This is a genomic window from Paraburkholderia sp. SG-MS1, from assembly GCF_012275575.1.
Lineage (GTDB): Bacteria > Pseudomonadota > Gammaproteobacteria > Burkholderiales > Burkholderiaceae > Paraburkholderia.
In genome coordinates, this window is sequence record NZ_NPIH01000130.1 from 1 (window position 1) to 17,057 (window position 17,057).

At 65.0% G+C, this 17,057-nt stretch carries 15 protein-coding genes; 8 read left to right on the forward strand and 7 right to left on the reverse strand.

Annotation, left to right across the window (positions count from 1 at the left end; all coding sequences use genetic code 11):
• The first annotated feature begins 208 nt into the window (after positions 1–208).
• Both CIC12_RS09895 and CIC12_RS09900 read left to right on the forward strand, forming a co-directional pair.
• Positions 209–1,042 carry a class II glutamine amidotransferase gene (locus CIC12_RS09895; protein WP_168663946.1) on the forward strand — a complete coding sequence of 278 codons (834 nt, stop codon included), beginning with the start codon at positions 209–211 and terminating at the stop codon, positions 1,040–1,042.
• A 145-nt stretch (positions 1,043–1,187) separates the two neighbouring features.
• Entirely contained in the window at positions 1,188–2,048 is an 861-nt protein-coding gene (locus CIC12_RS09900) for an MBL fold metallo-hydrolase (RefSeq protein WP_168663947.1), read from the forward strand.
• 24 nt (positions 2,049–2,072) lie between these two features.
• Here CIC12_RS09900 and CIC12_RS09905 read toward each other — a convergent pair whose 3' ends face one another.
• On the reverse strand, positions 2,073–3,842 hold the full coding sequence (locus CIC12_RS09905; RefSeq protein WP_168663948.1) for a cobaltochelatase CobT-related protein: 1,770 nt from the start codon (positions 3,840–3,842) through the stop codon (positions 2,073–2,075).
• A 14-nt stretch (positions 3,843–3,856) separates the two neighbouring features.
• Positions 3,857–5,095: an AAA family ATPase gene (locus CIC12_RS09910; protein WP_168663949.1), complete on the reverse strand. Its 1,239-nt coding sequence runs from the start codon at positions 5,093–5,095 to the stop codon at positions 3,857–3,859.
• Between the two features lie 471 nt (positions 5,096–5,566).
• Here CIC12_RS09910 and CIC12_RS09915 point away from each other — a divergent pair, with 471 nt between their 5' ends.
• Positions 5,567–6,673: a porin gene (locus CIC12_RS09915; RefSeq protein ID WP_168663950.1), complete on the forward strand. Its 1,107-nt coding sequence runs from the start codon at positions 5,567–5,569 to the stop codon at positions 6,671–6,673.
• A gap of 226 nt (positions 6,674–6,899) precedes the next feature.
• On the opposite strand, the gene CIC12_RS09920 is transcribed toward CIC12_RS09915, so the two are convergent.
• Positions 6,900–7,196: a hypothetical protein gene (locus CIC12_RS09920; protein WP_238812498.1), complete on the reverse strand. Its 297-nt coding sequence runs from the start codon at positions 7,194–7,196 to the stop codon at positions 6,900–6,902.
• A 175-nt stretch (positions 7,197–7,371) separates the two neighbouring features.
• On the opposite strand from CIC12_RS09920, the gene CIC12_RS09925 reads away from it, so the two are divergent.
• Positions 7,372–7,617: a DUF6723 family protein gene (locus CIC12_RS09925; protein ID WP_168663951.1), complete on the forward strand. Its 246-nt coding sequence runs from the start codon at positions 7,372–7,374 to the stop codon at positions 7,615–7,617.
• A 100-nt stretch (positions 7,618–7,717) separates the two neighbouring features.
• On the opposite strand, the gene CIC12_RS09930 is transcribed toward CIC12_RS09925, so the two are convergent.
• Positions 7,718–7,954, reverse strand: coding sequence for a hypothetical protein (locus tag CIC12_RS09930; protein WP_168663952.1), 237 nt, complete (start codon positions 7,952–7,954; stop codon positions 7,718–7,720).
• 179 nt (positions 7,955–8,133) lie between these two features.
• Here CIC12_RS09930 and CIC12_RS09935 point away from each other — a divergent pair, with 179 nt between their 5' ends.
• From CIC12_RS09935 to tkt, 4 genes are all read left to right on the forward strand, one after another.
• Positions 8,134–8,397, forward strand: a complete 264-nt coding sequence (locus CIC12_RS09935; protein ID WP_174771992.1) for a hypothetical protein — start codon at positions 8,134–8,136, stop codon at positions 8,395–8,397.
• Positions 8,398–8,462: 65 nt separating this feature from the next.
• Positions 8,463–8,633 carry a hypothetical protein gene (locus CIC12_RS09940; RefSeq protein WP_168663954.1) on the forward strand — a complete coding sequence of 57 codons (171 nt, stop codon included), beginning with the start codon at positions 8,463–8,465 and terminating at the stop codon, positions 8,631–8,633.
• 360 nt (positions 8,634–8,993) lie between these two features.
• Positions 8,994–9,539 (forward strand): cupin, encoded by a 546-nt coding sequence (locus CIC12_RS09945; RefSeq protein ID WP_168663955.1) that lies wholly within the window; start codon positions 8,994–8,996, stop codon positions 9,537–9,539.
• 330 nt (positions 9,540–9,869) lie between these two features.
• On the forward strand, positions 9,870–11,954 hold the full coding sequence (tkt, locus tag CIC12_RS09950) for a transketolase (protein WP_168663956.1): 2,085 nt from the start codon (positions 9,870–9,872) through the stop codon (positions 11,952–11,954).
• A gap of 153 nt (positions 11,955–12,107) precedes the next feature.
• On the opposite strand, the gene CIC12_RS09955 is transcribed toward tkt, so the two are convergent.
• The 3 genes from CIC12_RS09955 to CIC12_RS09965 form a co-directional block, all read right to left on the reverse strand.
• Complete coding sequence (locus CIC12_RS09955; RefSeq protein WP_168663967.1) at positions 12,108–13,202, reverse strand: hypothetical protein; 1,095 nt, start codon at positions 13,200–13,202, stop codon at positions 12,108–12,110.
• 278 nt (positions 13,203–13,480) lie between these two features.
• Complete coding sequence (gene zapE / locus CIC12_RS09960) at positions 13,481–14,572, reverse strand: cell division protein ZapE (RefSeq protein ID WP_168663957.1); 1,092 nt, start codon at positions 14,570–14,572, stop codon at positions 13,481–13,483.
• Positions 14,573–14,726: 154 nt separating this feature from the next.
• A complete protein-coding gene (locus CIC12_RS09965; protein WP_168663958.1) occupies positions 14,727–17,057 on the reverse strand; it encodes a hybrid sensor histidine kinase/response regulator in 2,331 nt (776 codons plus the stop codon).

Sequence of the window (17,057 nt, forward strand, 5' to 3'; positions counted from 1 at the left end):
GAGTAGGCGCTGAAGCGCTAACTCTGGTCGATCGCAATGGCTTGCATGGGACCAGAGTAAGCGCTGAAGCGCTAACTCTGGTCGATCGCAATGGCTTGCATGGGACCAGAGTAAGCGCTAAAGCGCTAACTCTGGTCGACCGCAATGGCTTGCATGGGACCAGAGTAAGCGCTAAAGCGCTAACTCTGGTCGACAAAGGAGAGCATTCATGTGTCGCTGGCTCGCTTATACCGGCAACCCGCTTCAACTCGAAACGGTGCTGTTCAACGCCAAACATTCGCTCATCGACCAGAGCCTGCATTCCCGGCTCGGCCACACCACCACCAATGGCGACGGCTTCGGAATCGGCTGGTATGGGCATCCGACCGACATCCCGTTTCGCTACCGCTGCATCCAACCCGCGTGGAGCGACCGAAATCTGCGCGAAGCCGCCCGGGCGATTCGGGCGCCGATGTTCGTCGCGCACATCCGCGCCGCGACCGATACGCCGTCGCAGGAAACCAACTGTCATCCGTTCCGTCATGGCCGCTGGCTGTTCGCGCACAACGGCCTCGTGCGCAACTATCCGGCGGTGCGCCGCGATCTGATGGTCGCGATCGACGCGGACCTGTTCCCGTCCATCGAAGGCTCGACCGATTCCGAAGTGCTGTTCTTTCTCGCGCTGAGCTTCGGCCTGGAGCTGGCGCCCGTCACCGCGCTCGAACGGATGGTCGCGTTCGTCGAGGCGACCGGCCGCAAGCACGGCGTCGACGAGCCGCTGAACATGACCGTATGCGCGACCGACGGTGAACAGATCGTCGCCGTGCGCTATTCGAGCGAAGGGCAATCGCGTTCGCTCTTTCACAGCGCGTCGTTTCGTCACCTGCTGGATTTGTATCCCGACGATCCGCGCATCAAGGCGGCCGGCGAGGATGCGTTTCTGGTGTTGTCCGAGCCGCTCGCGGACTTGCCCGGCTGGTGGCAGGAGATTCCGGAGAGCACGGCGGTGGTCGCGCGCGGCGGCGAGATCGAGCACTATCCGTTCAAGCCGCAACTGGCCTGAGCGGCGTAGCGGGGATGGCGTTCACCAACATACGAACAGCGGTACCTGAGGGAGCCGATGGCCCGCAACGAGGAGCGCGTGCGTTGTATCGTCTCGCAGCGCCGGCATCTCTGATGCAGGATTGCGGACCGACCTGGAGACGACCATGACACCCCAAATAGAAGCGTTCTACGATGTCACCACCGGCACCTTCACGTACGTGGTCCACGCGGGCGACGGTTCGGCCTGCGCGGTGATCGATCCGGTGCTCGACTATGATCCGAAGTCCGGCCGCACATCGACGGCTTGTGCCGAGCGCGTCGTCGCGTTCGTGCGGGAGCATGGCTTGCGCGTGGTGTGGCTGCTGGAAACGCATGCGCACGCCGATCATCTCTCGGCGGCACCTTATCTGAAGGAGACGCTGGGCGGCCGGATCGCGATCGGCGCGAGTATTCGCATCGTGCAGGGCGTGTTCAAGGACATCTTCAATCTCGGCGAGGATCTGCCGACCGACGGCCGTCAGTTCGATCATCTGTTCTGCGCCGGCGAGCGCTTTAGCATCGGCGAATTGAGCGGCGAGGCGCTGCATGTGCCGGGCCATACGCCCGCTGACATGGCGTACCGGATCGGCGATGCGGTGTTCGTCGGCGATACGCTATTCATGCCGGACCTCGGCTCGGCGCGCTGCGATTTTCCGGGTGGCGATGCGCACGCGCTGTACGAGTCCGTGCGCAAGCTGCTGACCTTGCCGCCGGACACGCGGCTGTGCATTTGCCACGATTACCCGCCGCCGTCGCGCGAGCCGCGCTGGCAGACCACCGTGGCCGAGCAGCGCCGCGACAACATCCATTTGAACGACGCGGTGAGCGCGGCCGAATTCGTTGCGATGCGCACCGCGCGCGATCGCACGCTCGGCATGCCGACGCTGATCCTGCCGGCGATCCAGGTCAACATTCGCGCGGGCGCGTTGCCGGAGCCGGAAGACAACGGCGTGCGCTATCTGAAGATTCCGTTGAACGCGTTTTGAGGCGGCGCCGTGAGGGCGCGCGGCTCAGCGCGTCAGCAGCATCGAGCTCAACACCGAGAACACGATCGATGGCAATTCGGCGAGACGGCTCACCACCACGTTGCGCGGATAGAAGTCCTCGACCGCGTCGGTCAGCACGCCGACGCCTACCAGTTCGATGCCGCGCTTGCCGATCGCCGCCACACGTTCGCGCAGATCGCGGCGCAATACCTGCGGGTCGCCGTCGCCGGTCGATGGATAGCCGTCGGAAAACACCATCAGGATGCGCCGCGCGGCCCGATGATCGGCGAGCCGCGTCGCGGCCCACGCGAGCGCTTCGCCGTCGGGGTTTTCGTGACCGCAGTCGAGCGCGGTGATGCCGTTCAGATCCGTCGCACCAAAACGTTTGTACACCGTCAGATCGAGCCGCTCGACGAAGCGGTTATAGCGCCGCAGATCCGTGCCGGCAGCAAGCTGGCGTTCGTAGAGCTCGCGCATCGGCGCGGATTCGAGTGAGCAATAGCCGAGCACTTCGCAATCGAACGAAAGCTGCGTGAGTGCGTCGCACAGCGCGCTCGCGCACAGGCGCGCGAGTTCGATCTTGCGCCCGGCCATCGAACCGCTGCGGTCGATCAGCAGCGTCACCGCGACGTCGCGCCCCTTGGCCGCACGTTGCGTGCGAAACGGCGTGCGGTAGCCAGGCGAGGTCGCGAGTCTGGCCAGCGCGGTGCGGTCGATTTCGCCGCGCTCCTGCTCGCGGCGCCAGCGGATGCGTTCGTCGGCGCTCAGCGCGCGTTCGAGCTTCTCCTTCAGCGGTGCGGTGTCGGCGCGGGCTTGCGCGCGCAGCGCGCGCCACGCGGCGCTGTCGCCTTGGCCCGTGAGGTCGGTGATCACGTCGAATTCGCTGGCGAGCGGAATCGACAGCGTGGCTGGCGAGGCGTGCGAGGCCGCCGTGCCCGCTGCGCCGTCGGCGTCGCTGGACGGCTGTTGCGCGTCGGCGAGCAAGTGCCCCATGCCGGGCGCGTCGTCGGCCTGCGCACCACCGTTTCGCCCGGCGGGCGGCGCGGCCGCGTTGCCGTGATCGGGCGCGGCGGTGTCGTCGTCGAAGGATGAGGACACGGCCTCGGCCTCTGCCGATTCCGTCTCGATGTCCCCGGCTGGATCGGCGGTGAACATCATGCTGTTGATGTCGCCCGCCGACAAGGCGCGCACGCGTGCCACCAGGGCTTGCGCCGTCGCAATGCTCCGCGCGGTCGAGCCGCTCGCACGCGCCTGCTGCAGCAGGTCCTGCGCGGCATGCAGCGCAGCTAGCAGCGAATGGCTCGCTTCAGCGCGGCTCGGCGGCTCGTCCCACAGTGCGCGCTCGATCAGCCACACGAGCCGCTCACGCCAATGCAGTGTCGGCCACCGTTGCGCGACCCGCTCGGCGGCATGCGCGCGCAGTTTGCCGATGAACCAGTGCGCGCCAGGATATTCGTCGAGCAGTTGGCCGCACACGCGACGGTCTTCGATCACCTGAGCGAGACTCGACACGACGCCCGCGGGCAATGCGTCGAGTTGCGCCAGCGACGCATGCTTCGCGCGCGCCACCAGCAGATCCAGATAGCCGATCAGCACGTCGCGTTCGACGCCGCCGTTCAGTTCATAGTCTGGAATCACGATGCGGCCGGGTTCGACGCGCGGCCCATCGGGGCTGAACACGACCGTCACGCCATATTGCCCGGTGAGCACGCGCGCCACCTTGCCAAGCGTCGATTCGAACGCGAAGCCGCGCGTGTCGCGTGCTGCGTGTAACAGGTGCGTTCTCGCATTCATGTGTGCGCTCCCGCTCAGCCGGCCGGCGCGATGTGGTGGCGAACGATGCCGCGAATCAACGCGGCGTCTTCCGGGCTCACCTTCGCGTAGATCGCCGGCGCGGCGGCGCGTTCGGGGTCGCCGGTGCGCAGCATCAGCTCGGCCCAGTCGAGCAGGCGGCGCGTCGAGAACGCGCTCGACAGGTCCTCGCGGGCGAACGCCGCGCGGCAGTCGGCGGCGATCGCGGCGAGCGTCGTGGCGAGTGCGCGCGTCATATTCGGCGCTAGCGTTCGCATCAGCACGTCGGCTTCTTCGGCGGGCGTCAGATAGTTGAGCAGGTACACACGCCAGCGATCGAGAAACGCCTCGTTCATCAGATTCGCGCCCTGATACAGATGACGGAACTGACTCATCGCTCCGACTGCGTTCGCCGTCGCGAAGAGCCGGAACGACGGATGCGGCGCGACGATCTCGTTGCCTTTCTCCTTCAGCACGAGTCGGCCGTGCGGTTCGAGCACGGCGGTGAGGGCGGCAAGAATCGAGGGCTCGGCAAAATCGATTTCGTCGACGATCAGCCACAGGCCTTCGCGCATCGCCGTGGGCAGCACGCCGTCGACCCACAAGGTCTCGCCGCCCTTGACGGTCCAGAAGCCGACGAAATCGCCGACCGTGGTCTGCCCGTTCATGTTCGAGCGCAACACGCCGTGGTGCGAGCGTGCCGCGATCTGTTCGAGCAGACTGGTTTTGCCCGCGCCGGTGTGGCCGATCAGCATCACGCGGCGATTCTCCGCGATGTCTTCGACGATGTCGTTAAAGCGCGCCGCGAACAGATACGCGGGATTGACCGGCGGCACCAGCGCACCGCCGACGCCGCACGGCACCTCGACCTCGGCAATACGCACGGTCTCGCCGGTGCCTTCGCGCGGCCTTTGCTTCGCCGCGGACATCAGCGCCGCGACCCGCTGCAACTCCGGCATGAAGGCGATGCGCGCATTCGCGGCGCAATCGTTCGCGGTATTGTCCGCGTCGATCACGAAGCCTTCACGACGCCATTTCTTCAACTTCGCGCGCAGATTCTCCGCGTCGACTACCAGATCGATATCGACCGTGCCCGCGGCGCCCGCAGCGTAGGAACCATGTTCGAGGCGATAGGTTTCGGGCCGGTCGGCCAAGCTGACGCGCCACCATTGCGCGCCGGTTTCCGTCGCGCGTTGATAGAGGCCGAGGTGTTCGTCCTCGTTGTCGTATTGAGTCAGGTCGGGCGCGTCGTCCATGGCATAGAGGAATAGTCGATAAATGGAATTGCATTTCGATTTGGCTCAAACCGAATGACCGACTATCTTATCTTGGGCGGCTTTCGATCTCCTGTGAAGTATCGTGAACGGCGTGCGAGGTGCTTTCGGCTTCGCATGTCACGGCTGCGGCTCGCAAATATTTATTGCGTCAAACGGATAGGCTGCCTCGCGCGTATCCCCTATAGTTCCGACGCGCGGCGTGTGTAGTTTGACAACATCGCGGGCGCGGATTTCGTGTAAATCCGCGGCATGCAGTGGTTGTCCGGACAGACGGAGACACTGGAACGAACGGTGATGCGCGCGCAGCGAAATGACGACGATGTTTCAGGCATGCCCGTTCGCGGTTCTCACGGAGAAGGTGCGTCCCGCACCATGTAGGTTTGATTCACCCGCAGTCCGCTTTGCCACCGCTTTAGCCCCTATCGCGACAGAAAAAACCACGGCAAAACAATGACACTTTCCACCCGATTAGTGACCGCCCTGGCGCTGGTCAGCCCGCTGGCATATGGTCAAACCAGCGTGTCGTTATACGGCCGCCTCGACGGCGGCGTCGAATACCTGAATCACATCAACGATGGTGCGGGCGGCAGTGCGAGCCGCTGGCGCGCGGAAGGCGGCAACTGGGGCACCAGTATGCTGGGCCTGAAAGGCAATGAAGATCTGGGCGGCGGGCTCAATGCGATCTTCAACCTCGAAACCGGTTTGCAGGTGATGGACGGCACGACCAGTGGCGGGCGGTTGTGGTCGCGGCGTGCGTTCGTCGGCTTGAAAAGCGAGCAGTGGGGCACGCTGCAGGCAGGGCGCAATCTGTTCATCGACAGTGACGGGGTGTGGGAATTCGATCCGTTCGTGCAGCAGGCGTTTTCGTCGGCCTCGCTCGTGCGCGGACGCAACTGGCAGCAGACCAGCAACAACATCGAATATAAAAGCCCGGTGTTCTGGGGCTTCGACGTGCAGGGGCAATATTCGCTCGGCAATCAGCCGGGTGCGTTCAACAGCGGCGCGCCGGGCGAATTCGGCCGCTCGGACGGCATCATGCTCACGTATCACTCGCCGCTCTTCGACGTGCGCGGCATCTACGACGAACTGCGCGACAGCAACGGCCACTTCAGCAATATCTTCCAGGCGTCGCGTGAATATTTCGTCGGCGCAAACGTGCATTTCGACGCGATGAAGATTCAGGCCGCCTATACGCATTACTCTGCGCCGGATTCGCCGGCCGGCGTCGCCGACACCGCGGATCACTACTGGCTGGGCGCTACCTACAACGCGCAATCGCGCTGGGCGGTGACGGCGGGTGGCTATTACATCAAGGTCGGCGATGGTGGAGGCGACGTCGCGCACGATCCGTCCGGGCACGCGATGATGTATGTGCTCGGCACCACCTACAACCTGTCGAAGCGGACCTTCCTGTACGGCACGGTCGGGTATGTGCGTAACGGCAGCAATTCGAATTTCTCGCTCGAAGCCGCGCCGCGCGATTCGACCAGCAACACGAATCCGCTCGTCGGCGAGTCGCAAACCGGTGCTTATGTCGGGATGATGCATCAGTTCTGATGCGGGTCAACGCGCGTTCTCAGCGCATCGCTGCCGGTTGGGCGGCGCTGCGGGTGAGGCGGGCGACATGGCACAAGGGGACCACGAGGCGCGCGGTTGTAAAAGGTGAATGTGCGCCTGGGCGTGCGGCTGTCAGCGGCAATGCACGGTGGTTCCCCGGCCAAGCGAACAACGTTTTCGACACGCTGTCCCCTACATCGAATGCCGCCCTGTCGGTATCACATCGTCAACTCGCGCGGCGGTTGGATGGGCGCTTGCGCGTTTCACTGAACCCTCGACCGGCAGATCGCACCGGCGGCGGCTTCACCGGCGGATCGCCTTCCGGCTCGTGAGACGGATCGCTCGCCGGATCGTCGGGCTCCGGATCGGGATCAGTGGCGGGCGGCGCCGGTGAGTCGGGCTCGATCTCGGGCGGCATCGGCGTATGCATGCGCAGCCCCCGCATGACGCCCATGTGAAGGGCGTCACGAAGACGAATCGGCGTACTCAATAAATTCATCGCGTTGTTCCCCAGGTCAATCATCTGACGCTCACGCGCGCAATCCTCATGCCTCCTCCGATGACGCCATGCCAGGCGCGGGATCGCGTCGCGTGGAACGGCTATTGCTCGGCTCCGGCACACGCGCCGCTCAATACACCGGGGGGCGCATTGCACACGACCCATCTGGCGCACTGACGTGCAGGAACGAGGACAAGCCATGGCGCGACACAAGGCCGACGTCGCTGACGATGACTTCGAGATTTTTGCGAGCTATCACGGAACCGGCGACGGCCGTTACGTAGGTGGACTGAAGGTAGTCAGAAAAGCGGACAGGAAACTTCTGTTTCCCTTCGACGGTGCCCCGGAGATTGGCCCCTACGCGACCGCCGACGAGGCGCGGCGGGCCGCGATCGACTATGGGCGCGAGATAGTGGCGGCAGATCGTGCGTCGCCGGAAAAGTGAGGGACGGAGCGACCGCAGCTGCTTTCCTGGCGCCGCCGGTAGGGAAAGGGCAGACCCATCGAGGCTGTGCGGCTGAGCGCATCCCGCTCGCGCCCGCGCCTCAAGGCATGCCGCCGAGCGACGGCGAAATCGTGCTGCCGCGCCCCGGGTCGTCCGGATGCTCGTCGGGCACCGTGGGTTCGGCCGACAACGGCGGGTGCGAGCGATAGCAGCTATCGATCGACGTATCGACGAGGCAGCGCTGGAACGCGTCCGCGTCGCTCTTTTGCGCAAAGGTGTATCGCGTGCGCTCGACCTGCACTTCCGTATCGGACACACGAATTGTCGTGATTGTCATGACGTTCTCCTTTTTACAAAAAACGGGCTCAGACCTGCAGCGTTCGCGCCGCAACGGCTGTGCCCACCGGGCGTCGCTCGCGCGGCCGGCGCCCTGTCCTGGGCGCTCAATGCGGTCTGCCGCACGGAGGGACCGGATGTTGCTGCATGAAACCTATGCCGCCAATCAAGGAGAGCGCCATGCCGGACACCAAACCCGCCGAAAGCCACGATGCATCGACTATGTCGCCGGAAACGAAGGCGCGCAACAAGCCAAGCGGCACGCACTATGTCGAGCCAAGTCCGCTCGGTATCGAGCCGGTGGAACAAACCGGCGTGGACGAGCAAACCCATCCGCCTCGGTCGAGCGAACGGCCGGCGCAAACCGCCGAAGTGCCGCTCGGCACGGGGGCGCATGCGGAACCTCCGGGCGGTGGCGGCCGCGAATCGCAGCGTAAAGGCTGACGCGGCGCGCACGTCGCTCGCGTTCATACCGCAGTGAATGTGGAAACCGAAACGAGGAGAACCGTATGCAAGCAGATAACGAAGCAACCAATCCCGGCGACGAGGGGCCGCCGGACGCGCCCGGAGTCGGCGAAGATCTTTGCGCAGCGTGCCACGGCACGGGCAAGGTGGAGGGTAGCCGTTGCGCCGTTTGCGGCGGCACGGGCAAGGTGCTGCAAGGAATCGGCGGCGGTTGAGCGTCCACTGAGGGCGTAGCGCTTCGTCGCAACCAATACATCCAGCGATACCTTGCGTGATGCGCGATGCGTGACGCGCACTAAGCGAACCAGCAGCGTGGTGCGTAAAGCACGCGCCCGGCACGTGTATGGCGATGCACGTCAGTCCGCGCGAAGCCGCTCGCGCCGGGCAGGCGCGCTTTATGCTCGATCATCACGTCAGGATGCACTGACGCTGCCGCGGGCCGCGAGGCATGCCCATCCCGTCCGCGAGGTTCCACCACGGCCACGACGAGACCCCTCGGCGACAGCCTCATCCTCCAGCCCCACACGCGACCCTCGCCCTCGGCGCCGCACGTCTCATCAAGCACAGGAGCCAACATGTTCAATGATTCGAAACACGGATTCGATAAGGCTCAGACCCGGTACGAAGTGTTCATGCTCGAGCCGCACGATTGGGTGCCGAACAACTCCAAGCTGCCGGTCGTGGTTTACCGCCGCGCCTTGGCGCCGGACAGCGGCAATCTGGCCGATGCGTTCGAAATGCTGTTCGAGCGTAACGACTGGCCGCCGCAATGGCGCGACGGCATTTTCGATTACCACCATTTCCACGCGACCGCGCATGAAGTCCTTGGCGTATGCGGTGGTTCCGCGCAGGTGATCGTCGGCGGGCCGGGCGGCAGAGTGGTGACGATATCGGCGGGCGACGCGCTATTGCTGCCGGCTGGCACCGGCCATTGTCTGCAATCGTTCGAGCGGCATTTTCAGGTGGTGGCCGGTTATCCGGACGGGCAGCAGTGGGACATTCGTCGCGAAGCGCTGTCACCGGAAGAACGCCGGACGATGGAAGCATTGCCATTCCCGCCGCTTGATCCGATCGACGGCAAGCAGGGACCGCTCGTCGAACACTGGCTGCATGCGGCTTGAGGTTCGATGCCGATGCGAAGGGCTGCGCGCGTACGCTTTCAGTACGCGTTTTGCTGCGCCTGCGCCGCGAGGCAAAGCGCGTATGCGGTCGACAACACGCGCGCTAAACGAGCCGCCCGCGCAAGCCCCCTGAAAGATCCGCCGCCGCCCGCGCAACCGCATACACGAATCCGCATGTAAAGCCCCGTGCAGAGTTGCGTACATCGGTGCATCATCGGTAGGCCTCGCTGCGGTTCCTCATGCGTCATCCTGTTCCATCCCCACGGTTCGCCGGCATGCTCGGTCAGTGCGTCGCGGCCTTCTTCCTAACCGCCGAACAAGGAGTGTTCCATGCAAAACGATCCCGCCCTCGACCAGCTGTGCATCAACACGATCCGCACGCTGTCGATGGACGCTGTGCAGAAGGCCAATTCCGGACATCCCGGCACGCCGATGGCACTGGCCCCCGTTGCCTATCATCTGTGGCAGAACCATTTGCGCTATGACCCGGATGAGCCGCTGTGGCCGAATCGCGACCGCTTCGTGCTGTCGGTCGGACATGCGTCGATGCTGCTGTATTCGCTGCTGCATCTGGCGAGCGTCAAGGCCGTGGACCACGACGGCAGGCCGACTGGCGCGCCCGCCGTTTCGCTCGACGACATCGAGCATTTCCGCCAGATCGACAGCAGGACGCCGGGCCATCCCGAGTTCCGGATGACGACCGGCGTCGAAACCACCACCGGTCCGCTCGGCCAGGGGCTCGGCAACAGCGTCGGCATGGCGATGGCCGCGCGCTGGCACGAGAGCCATTTCAACCAGCCGGATGCGCCGCTATTCGACTACCGTGTCTATGCGCTGTGCGGCGATGGCGACATGATGGAAGGCATCTCGCATGAAGCGGCGTCGCTGGCCGGTCATCTGAAACTGTCGAACCTGATCTGGATTTACGACAGCAACCGCGTGACGATCGAAGGTCACACCGACCTCGCGTATAGCGACGACGTGGAAAGCCGCTTTCGCGGCTACCACTGGCACACCCTGCATGTGGACGACGCGAACGACGCCGCCGCGCTCGAAGCGGCCTTCGTCGAAGCGAAGCGCATCACCGACAGGCCAACGCTGATCGTGGTCCACAGCATCATCGGCTGGGGCGCGCCGAACAAGCAGGACACCTCGGCTGCGCACGGCGAGGCGCTCGGCGTCGAGGAAGTCGCACTCGCGAAGAAAGCCTACGGCTGGCCCGAGGACAAATTCTTTTACGTGCCCGACAGCGTGCACGAACGTTTCGCCGCGGGCATCGGTGCGCGCGGCAAGGCGGCGCGGGCCGAATGGCAGGCGCGGTACGACGCGTACAGGAAAAAGTATCCGGACCTCGCGCGCGAATTCGCGCAGATGGAAGCACATGAATTGCCGGCGGGTTGGGACAGCGACATCCCGGCTTTCGACGCGGACCCAAAAGGTATCGCCTCACGCGAATCGTCGGGCAAGGTGCTCAACGTGATTGCCGCGCGCATTCCGTGGATGATCGGCGGCGCGGCCGATCTCTCGCCGTCCACCAAAACCAATCTGAAATTCGAAGGGGCGGGCAGTTTCGAAGCCGATAACTACGGCGGCCGCAATCTGCATTTCGGCATTCGCGAACACGGGATGGGCGCGGTGGTGAACGGGCTCGCGTTGTCGAACCTGCGGCCATACGGCTCGACCTTTCTGATTTTCAGCGACTACATGAAGCCGCCGATCCGGCTCTCGGCGATCATGGAGGTGCCGGCCATTTATGTATTCACGCATGATTCGATCGGCGTCGGCGAAGACGGTCCGACGCATCAGCCGATCGAACAACTGGCATCGCTGCGCGGTGTGCCGGGGCTGACCGTGTTGCGTCCGGGCGATGCGAACGAGGTGGCCGAAGCATGGCGCGTGGCGCTGTCCGATCCGAAGCGGCCCGCGTGCATCGTCGTATCGCGTCAGCCGCTGCCGACGCTCGACCGCAGCCGCTATGCCGCCGCAAGCGGCGTGCGCAAGGGCGCCTACATACTCGCCGATGCGCCGGCAGGGCAGAAGCCGCAGGTGATCCTGATGGCGACAGGCAGCGAACTGTCGCTGTGCGTCGACGCGTACGAGAAGCTCACTGGCGAGGGTATCGCGGCGCGCGTGGTGTCGATGCCGTCGTGGGATGTGTTCGAGCGTCAGGACGAGGCGTATCAGGAGTCGGTGCTGCCCGCCGACGTAGACGCGCGGGTGGCCGTCGAACAGGCGGCCACGCTCGGCTGGGATCGCTATGCGGGCCGGCTCGGCGCGCAGGTGGTGATGCATACGTTCGGCGCCTCCGCGCCGCTTGCCGACCTGAAGAACAAGTTCGGCTTTACGCCGGAGAAGGTGTACGAGGCGGCGAAGCAGCAGATTGCGCGGGTTCAGTCGAAGCGCGGTTCCGCGTAACGTGCGAGCGGGTGCATGAAGCGGGATGGGCGGTGAGAAGAACCGGCGGTGTGCGACCAGCGAACCGCCGGGTCTTTATTCTGGCGCCGCCCGCAGCCGAACTTGTCCTATCGCGCGCTCAGCTCCACGACCCGCTGTGCATCCAGCACCCCGTCAATTCGCCGGAATCGTCACCACCGGCGCTTTGCTGCTCGTATCGGCTTCCGCCAGCGCCATCAGATTCTGGACGACGGTGAACGCATATTTCGAGTCGAAGTCGTTGCGCTCGACCCAATACATCGACGATCCATAGGCGATCGTCACATACGCATTGTCGGGCGCGTTCTTGCCGGAGTGGATGATGATCGTCGGCCGGGTCTCGCCGCCGATCAGCCCGACGGTCGGCTTGGTCGAGCCGTCGCTGATGCGTTCGAGCGGCACCTGCACCTGCGCGCCGAGATCGGTCAGGATGCCGAGCACCGAGCGCGTCACCATCGGAATGCGGTCGCCCTTTTGCGAGGTCGACGAAGGCCCATACACGATCTGATAGGTGCGCGTATTCGACGACAGCCGCAGCAGCTTGCGCACGCGCGCCACGTCCGCGGCGGTTTGCGACGACTCGCCGCTGGTGGTCGCGCCCATCACCAGGAACACACCCATCGGGCCACTCTTGCCGTCCTTGCCTTCCGCCTGACGCGACTCGACGTTCAGTTCGCCCGCCAGTTGCAAACGCCGCAGGGCCTGCAGCAATTCGAAGAAGCCCGGCGCGCCCGCACTGTTCTCGCCGCCGAGCGCATTGCCGTTCTGCAGCCCGCCCACCGACTGGGCGGTGATGCGCAACAGCAAATCGATCGGAATGCCGCCTTCGGCGAGCGGCAGCACCAGCGCCGGCGCGAGCGGCCGGATGTACGCGGACGCGAACGCTTCGCCGGTAGTCGGCGTGAAGGTGAAGGTTGGGTGGTTCGAATAGGACACACTGCCGGTCGCAAGCGCATAGTTCGGCATACTGCCGGAACCGGCGTTGGCGGTGGCGCCGCCGGTGGTGTCGAACGTATAGGCGGCGATGATGTTGCTCACAGTCAGAAAGGCCGGCGCGTCGCCGTAACGCAGGCCGATCACGGCCGCCAGTATCGTGCGTTTTTTCGCATCGCCGAGCGCGCGTGCGTAGTCGACCTGGTCGGCCTTGAGCCGGGAGGGTCCGATGTGCACGCATGCGGAACTGAGGCACGCGGCGCACAACGCAACGGCGACGGAAGCTGATCTGATCATGGCGGCGAGAAAGGCGGACCGCAATCCGCTGAAGAATGAGCCCGCAACGGCGGTAGCAGATCGCATTCCCGCGTGAGCGGCGCGCGGCGCCGTCTTTCCGTTCGAGCCGATGAACAGGCGATTCGCGCTCTCATACGGCAGATGAGGCGCCGCGCAGGCGTTGCCGCCGGTGTGCAAGATTTGCACGAATGCTCTTCGGATGGCGCGCGCGGTGAAGCGGGATTTGAGAGCGCAACGGGTGTATTAGGTGCGAAGCAGCCTGATTTCGTGTCTTCGCATCACGAACTGATCGCGTCGTCGGCCGCGGCGTGATCGCCCGCGTCGAGCGTGCTGTGATACGCGCGCGACTGCATTTGCGCGAGCCGGCTCAGCGTGCGCGACAGATCATGCGCGCCTTCGAGTCCGCTGAGCGCCGCCGCGAGCGGCTGATCGGACGCGACGAACAGCGCGCGTTTGCGGTCGTAGAAGATGTCGATTAGCCAGACGAGCCGCTGCAGCGTGTGCGCTTGCGTGAGCCGCGAGGTGTGCAGATTGTCGAGAATCAGGCCGCGCCATTGTTCGGCGAGGTCCAGGTAGTCGAGGTGCGAGCGGCTCGCCACGCACAGCGTATCGAAGTCCGCCCACAGCAGCGCCGCGCCCGCCGCGCGTGCCGCGAGTGGCCGGCCCGCCGCGCTCAGCGTGACCGGCTTGGCAGTTCGGTTGCCTTCGTAGTGCGTGAAAATGCGGCGCAGCGCGTGCTGGCTGGTCGTGTCGAGCGGCGCGAAAAAACGCGGCACCTCGGCCTCTTCTCCACCGAAGCGGTAGTCGCGCGCGCCGTCGAAATGAATCACCGTGAAGCAGCGTTCGATCTGTGCGATGGTCGGCAGGAAACGCTCGTGAAACTCGGGGTCGGGCAACAACGCGTCCGGTGCGTAGTTTGAAGTGAGCACGATGCGTGTGCCCTGGGCGATCGCGGTATCGAGAAAGCGGCCCATCAGGAACGCGTCGGCGATATCGTGCACGTGGAATTCATCGAAACACAGCAACTCGACGCCGTCGAGCCATTGCCGCGATACCGAACCGAGGCGGTCGTCGCCGCGCGGTTCGCTGACGAGCCGCCGGTTCATCTCACGCAAAAATTCGTGAAAATGCAGTCGCCGCTTGCGGCAGTTCGCCAACTCGAACGCCGTATCGACGACCAGACTCTTGCCGCGTCCTGGCAGTCCGTAGCAATAGACGCCTTGTCGCGCGGATGCACCGCCGGGCTTCGCGTGCGGTGCTCGCTGAGTGCCGGCTAACGAGACGAGCGCCGCCATCGCGTCGCGCTGGCGAGCGTCGGGCATGATGCCGCGAGCGGCCAGCTTGCGTGTGATCCGGGCTTCGTCAAGCATGGGCGAGGGTGCCGGTGCGCAGCGCGGCTAATGGCGCGCACAGCCGCGTGGCGGCGGGTGATCGAAAAACTACGGCGATGTCGTTGAGCATGACGTGGCGGCGGGCAATGAGCGCGCCATTTTAGCAGCCAGGTCCGCAGACGCCCCTCCGCCGTCAAACCTGCTGCCGGCTCAATACCCGCTGCAAATCGCGCGGATCGACCGGCTTCGTGAAATGATGATCGAAGCCGGCGTCGATGGCCGTCTGCTTGTCCTGCTGCTGCCCCCAGCCGGTGACGGCAATCAGCAGAATGCCGGCCTCGTGGTGATCGTGCCGCACGCGCCGCGCCACTTCATAACCGTTCAGGAGCGGCAAACCGATATCGAGAATCACCGCGTGCGGCGCGAATTCGGCGATCAACGCCAGACCGGCGATGCCGTCGCCCGCGGTGCGCACTTCGTGGCCTTCGAGTTCGAGCACCATCGCGAGGCTGTCGGCGGCATCGGCGTTGTCGTCGACGATCGCAACACGCATGCCGGCCGCGTGCGTGGTTTCGGGCGCGGGGTTGTCGGCGGGCGCCGCCGCGGCTGTCGATAGCGGCAGCCGGATCATGAACTCGCTGCCCGTGCCAGGCCCAGCGCTGAATGCCGCGACGCTGCCGCCATGCAAATCCGCCAATCCGCGCACCAGCGCGAGGCCGATGCCGAGACCGCCTTGCGAACGATCCAGCGCGGGCGCCAGTTGCGAGAACATCTCGAACACGCTGTTCAGGTGTTCGCGCGGAATGCCGATGCCGGAATCGCGCACGACGATCACGGCTTCATTGCCTTCGCGCTCGGCCGCGAGCGAGATGTTGCCGCCGGCCGGCGTGTATTTGGCCGCGTTGTTCAGCAGGTTCAGGATCATTTGCGAAAGACGGGTGGGGTCGGCGTCAAGATAGAGCGGCTCGCGCGGCAACGTCACGCTCAAGTGGTGTGACGACGCCTGCACGGTGGGGCGCGCCGCTTCCATCGCGGACTGCATCGCGCGTGCAAGTTCGAGCCGCTGCTTGCGCAGTTCGAGCTTGCCCTGGGTGATGCGCGACACTTCCAGCAAATCGTCGACCAGATGCGTCATGTGCTGCAATTGCCGGTCGAACACGTCGCGCGACCAGCTCAGTTGCGGATCGGCGAATTCCTTCAGGCGCAGAATTTCGAGCACGTTGCGCATGGGCGCGAGCGGGTTACGCAACTCGTGCGCGAGCGTGGCGAGGAATTCGTCCTTGCGCCGGTCGGCCTTCGAAAGTTCGAGATTGAGCCGCTGCAATTGCCGCTCGGCGCGCCGGCGCTCGGTGATATCACGGCTCACGCAGACCGCGCCGTAGATGTCGCCGCGCGCGTTCGCGAGCGGCTTGACGACGGTGTCGCACACGCCGCGCGTGCCGTCGCGCCGCACGAAGGTGAGTTCGCCGCGCCACGTGCCGTCGGCGGAGAGTGCGGCAAGCGCTTCGCGGCGGATGCGCAGCGCGTCTTCCGGCGGATGGAAGATGGCGATGGGCTTGCCGAGAATCTCGCGCGTGCGATAACCGAGCATGCGCTCGCCACCGACGTTGAAGTCGGTGATATTGCCGCGCAGATCGGTGATGACGATCGCGTCGCTCAAATGCTCGAAGATGGCGGCCTGGCGCAGCAGCACGGTCTGCGCTTCCTTGCGCTCGGTGATGTCGAGGCCGAGCCCGAAGATTGTCAGCGGTTCGCCGTTGCGGTCGTAGGTGGCGCGCCCGCGGCCTTCCATCCAGCACCAGTCGCCGCTCGCGTGCATGAAGCGGAATTCGGCGACGTAGTCGTCCGCGCTCGCCACCGCATGATCGACAGCTTCGTTGAGTCCGGCCAGGTCGCCCGGATGGATCAGTTCGAAAAAGCCGCCGGCCATGTTCGCGAAGCGGCCTTCGGCGTAACCGGCGAGCGCTTCCAGTTCGCGGCTCCACCAGAACTTGCCCGACTTCGGCTCGTGCGACCACGCACCCATGCGCGCGCCACGCATCGCGAGACTGAGCACGTCGCGGCTTTCCTGCAGGGCTTTCTGCGCCAGTTGATGCGCGGCCACTGACGCCTCGGCATTGCGCCGCGCGAGCAGCAGTTCCTGTTCGTACTTGTGACGATCCGCGACGATCAGCACCGCCACTTCGAAGTAGCTCGTCTCGCCATGACGGCGGCTCACCGCGTTGAGCAGCATCGGCACCATCTGGCCGTCGCGGTGGATCATGTTCAGCTTGACCTCGGCCACCGAGCCCTGCATTTGCAGCAGCGGCGCCCAGTGAGTCTGATAGAACACCTTGCCGCCCGCACTCAGGAGATCCTGGATGTGCTTGACACCCGCGAGTTCCGTCGCGCTATAGCCGAGCCAGCCGCAGAAGGTCGCATTGACGCGTTGCAGACGGCCGTTGGCGTCGGTCACGAGCAGGCCGCACGCGGCGTGCTCGTAGAGCGTGTCGGCTGACGGCTGCAGGTGGTCCGTGCGGTGCAT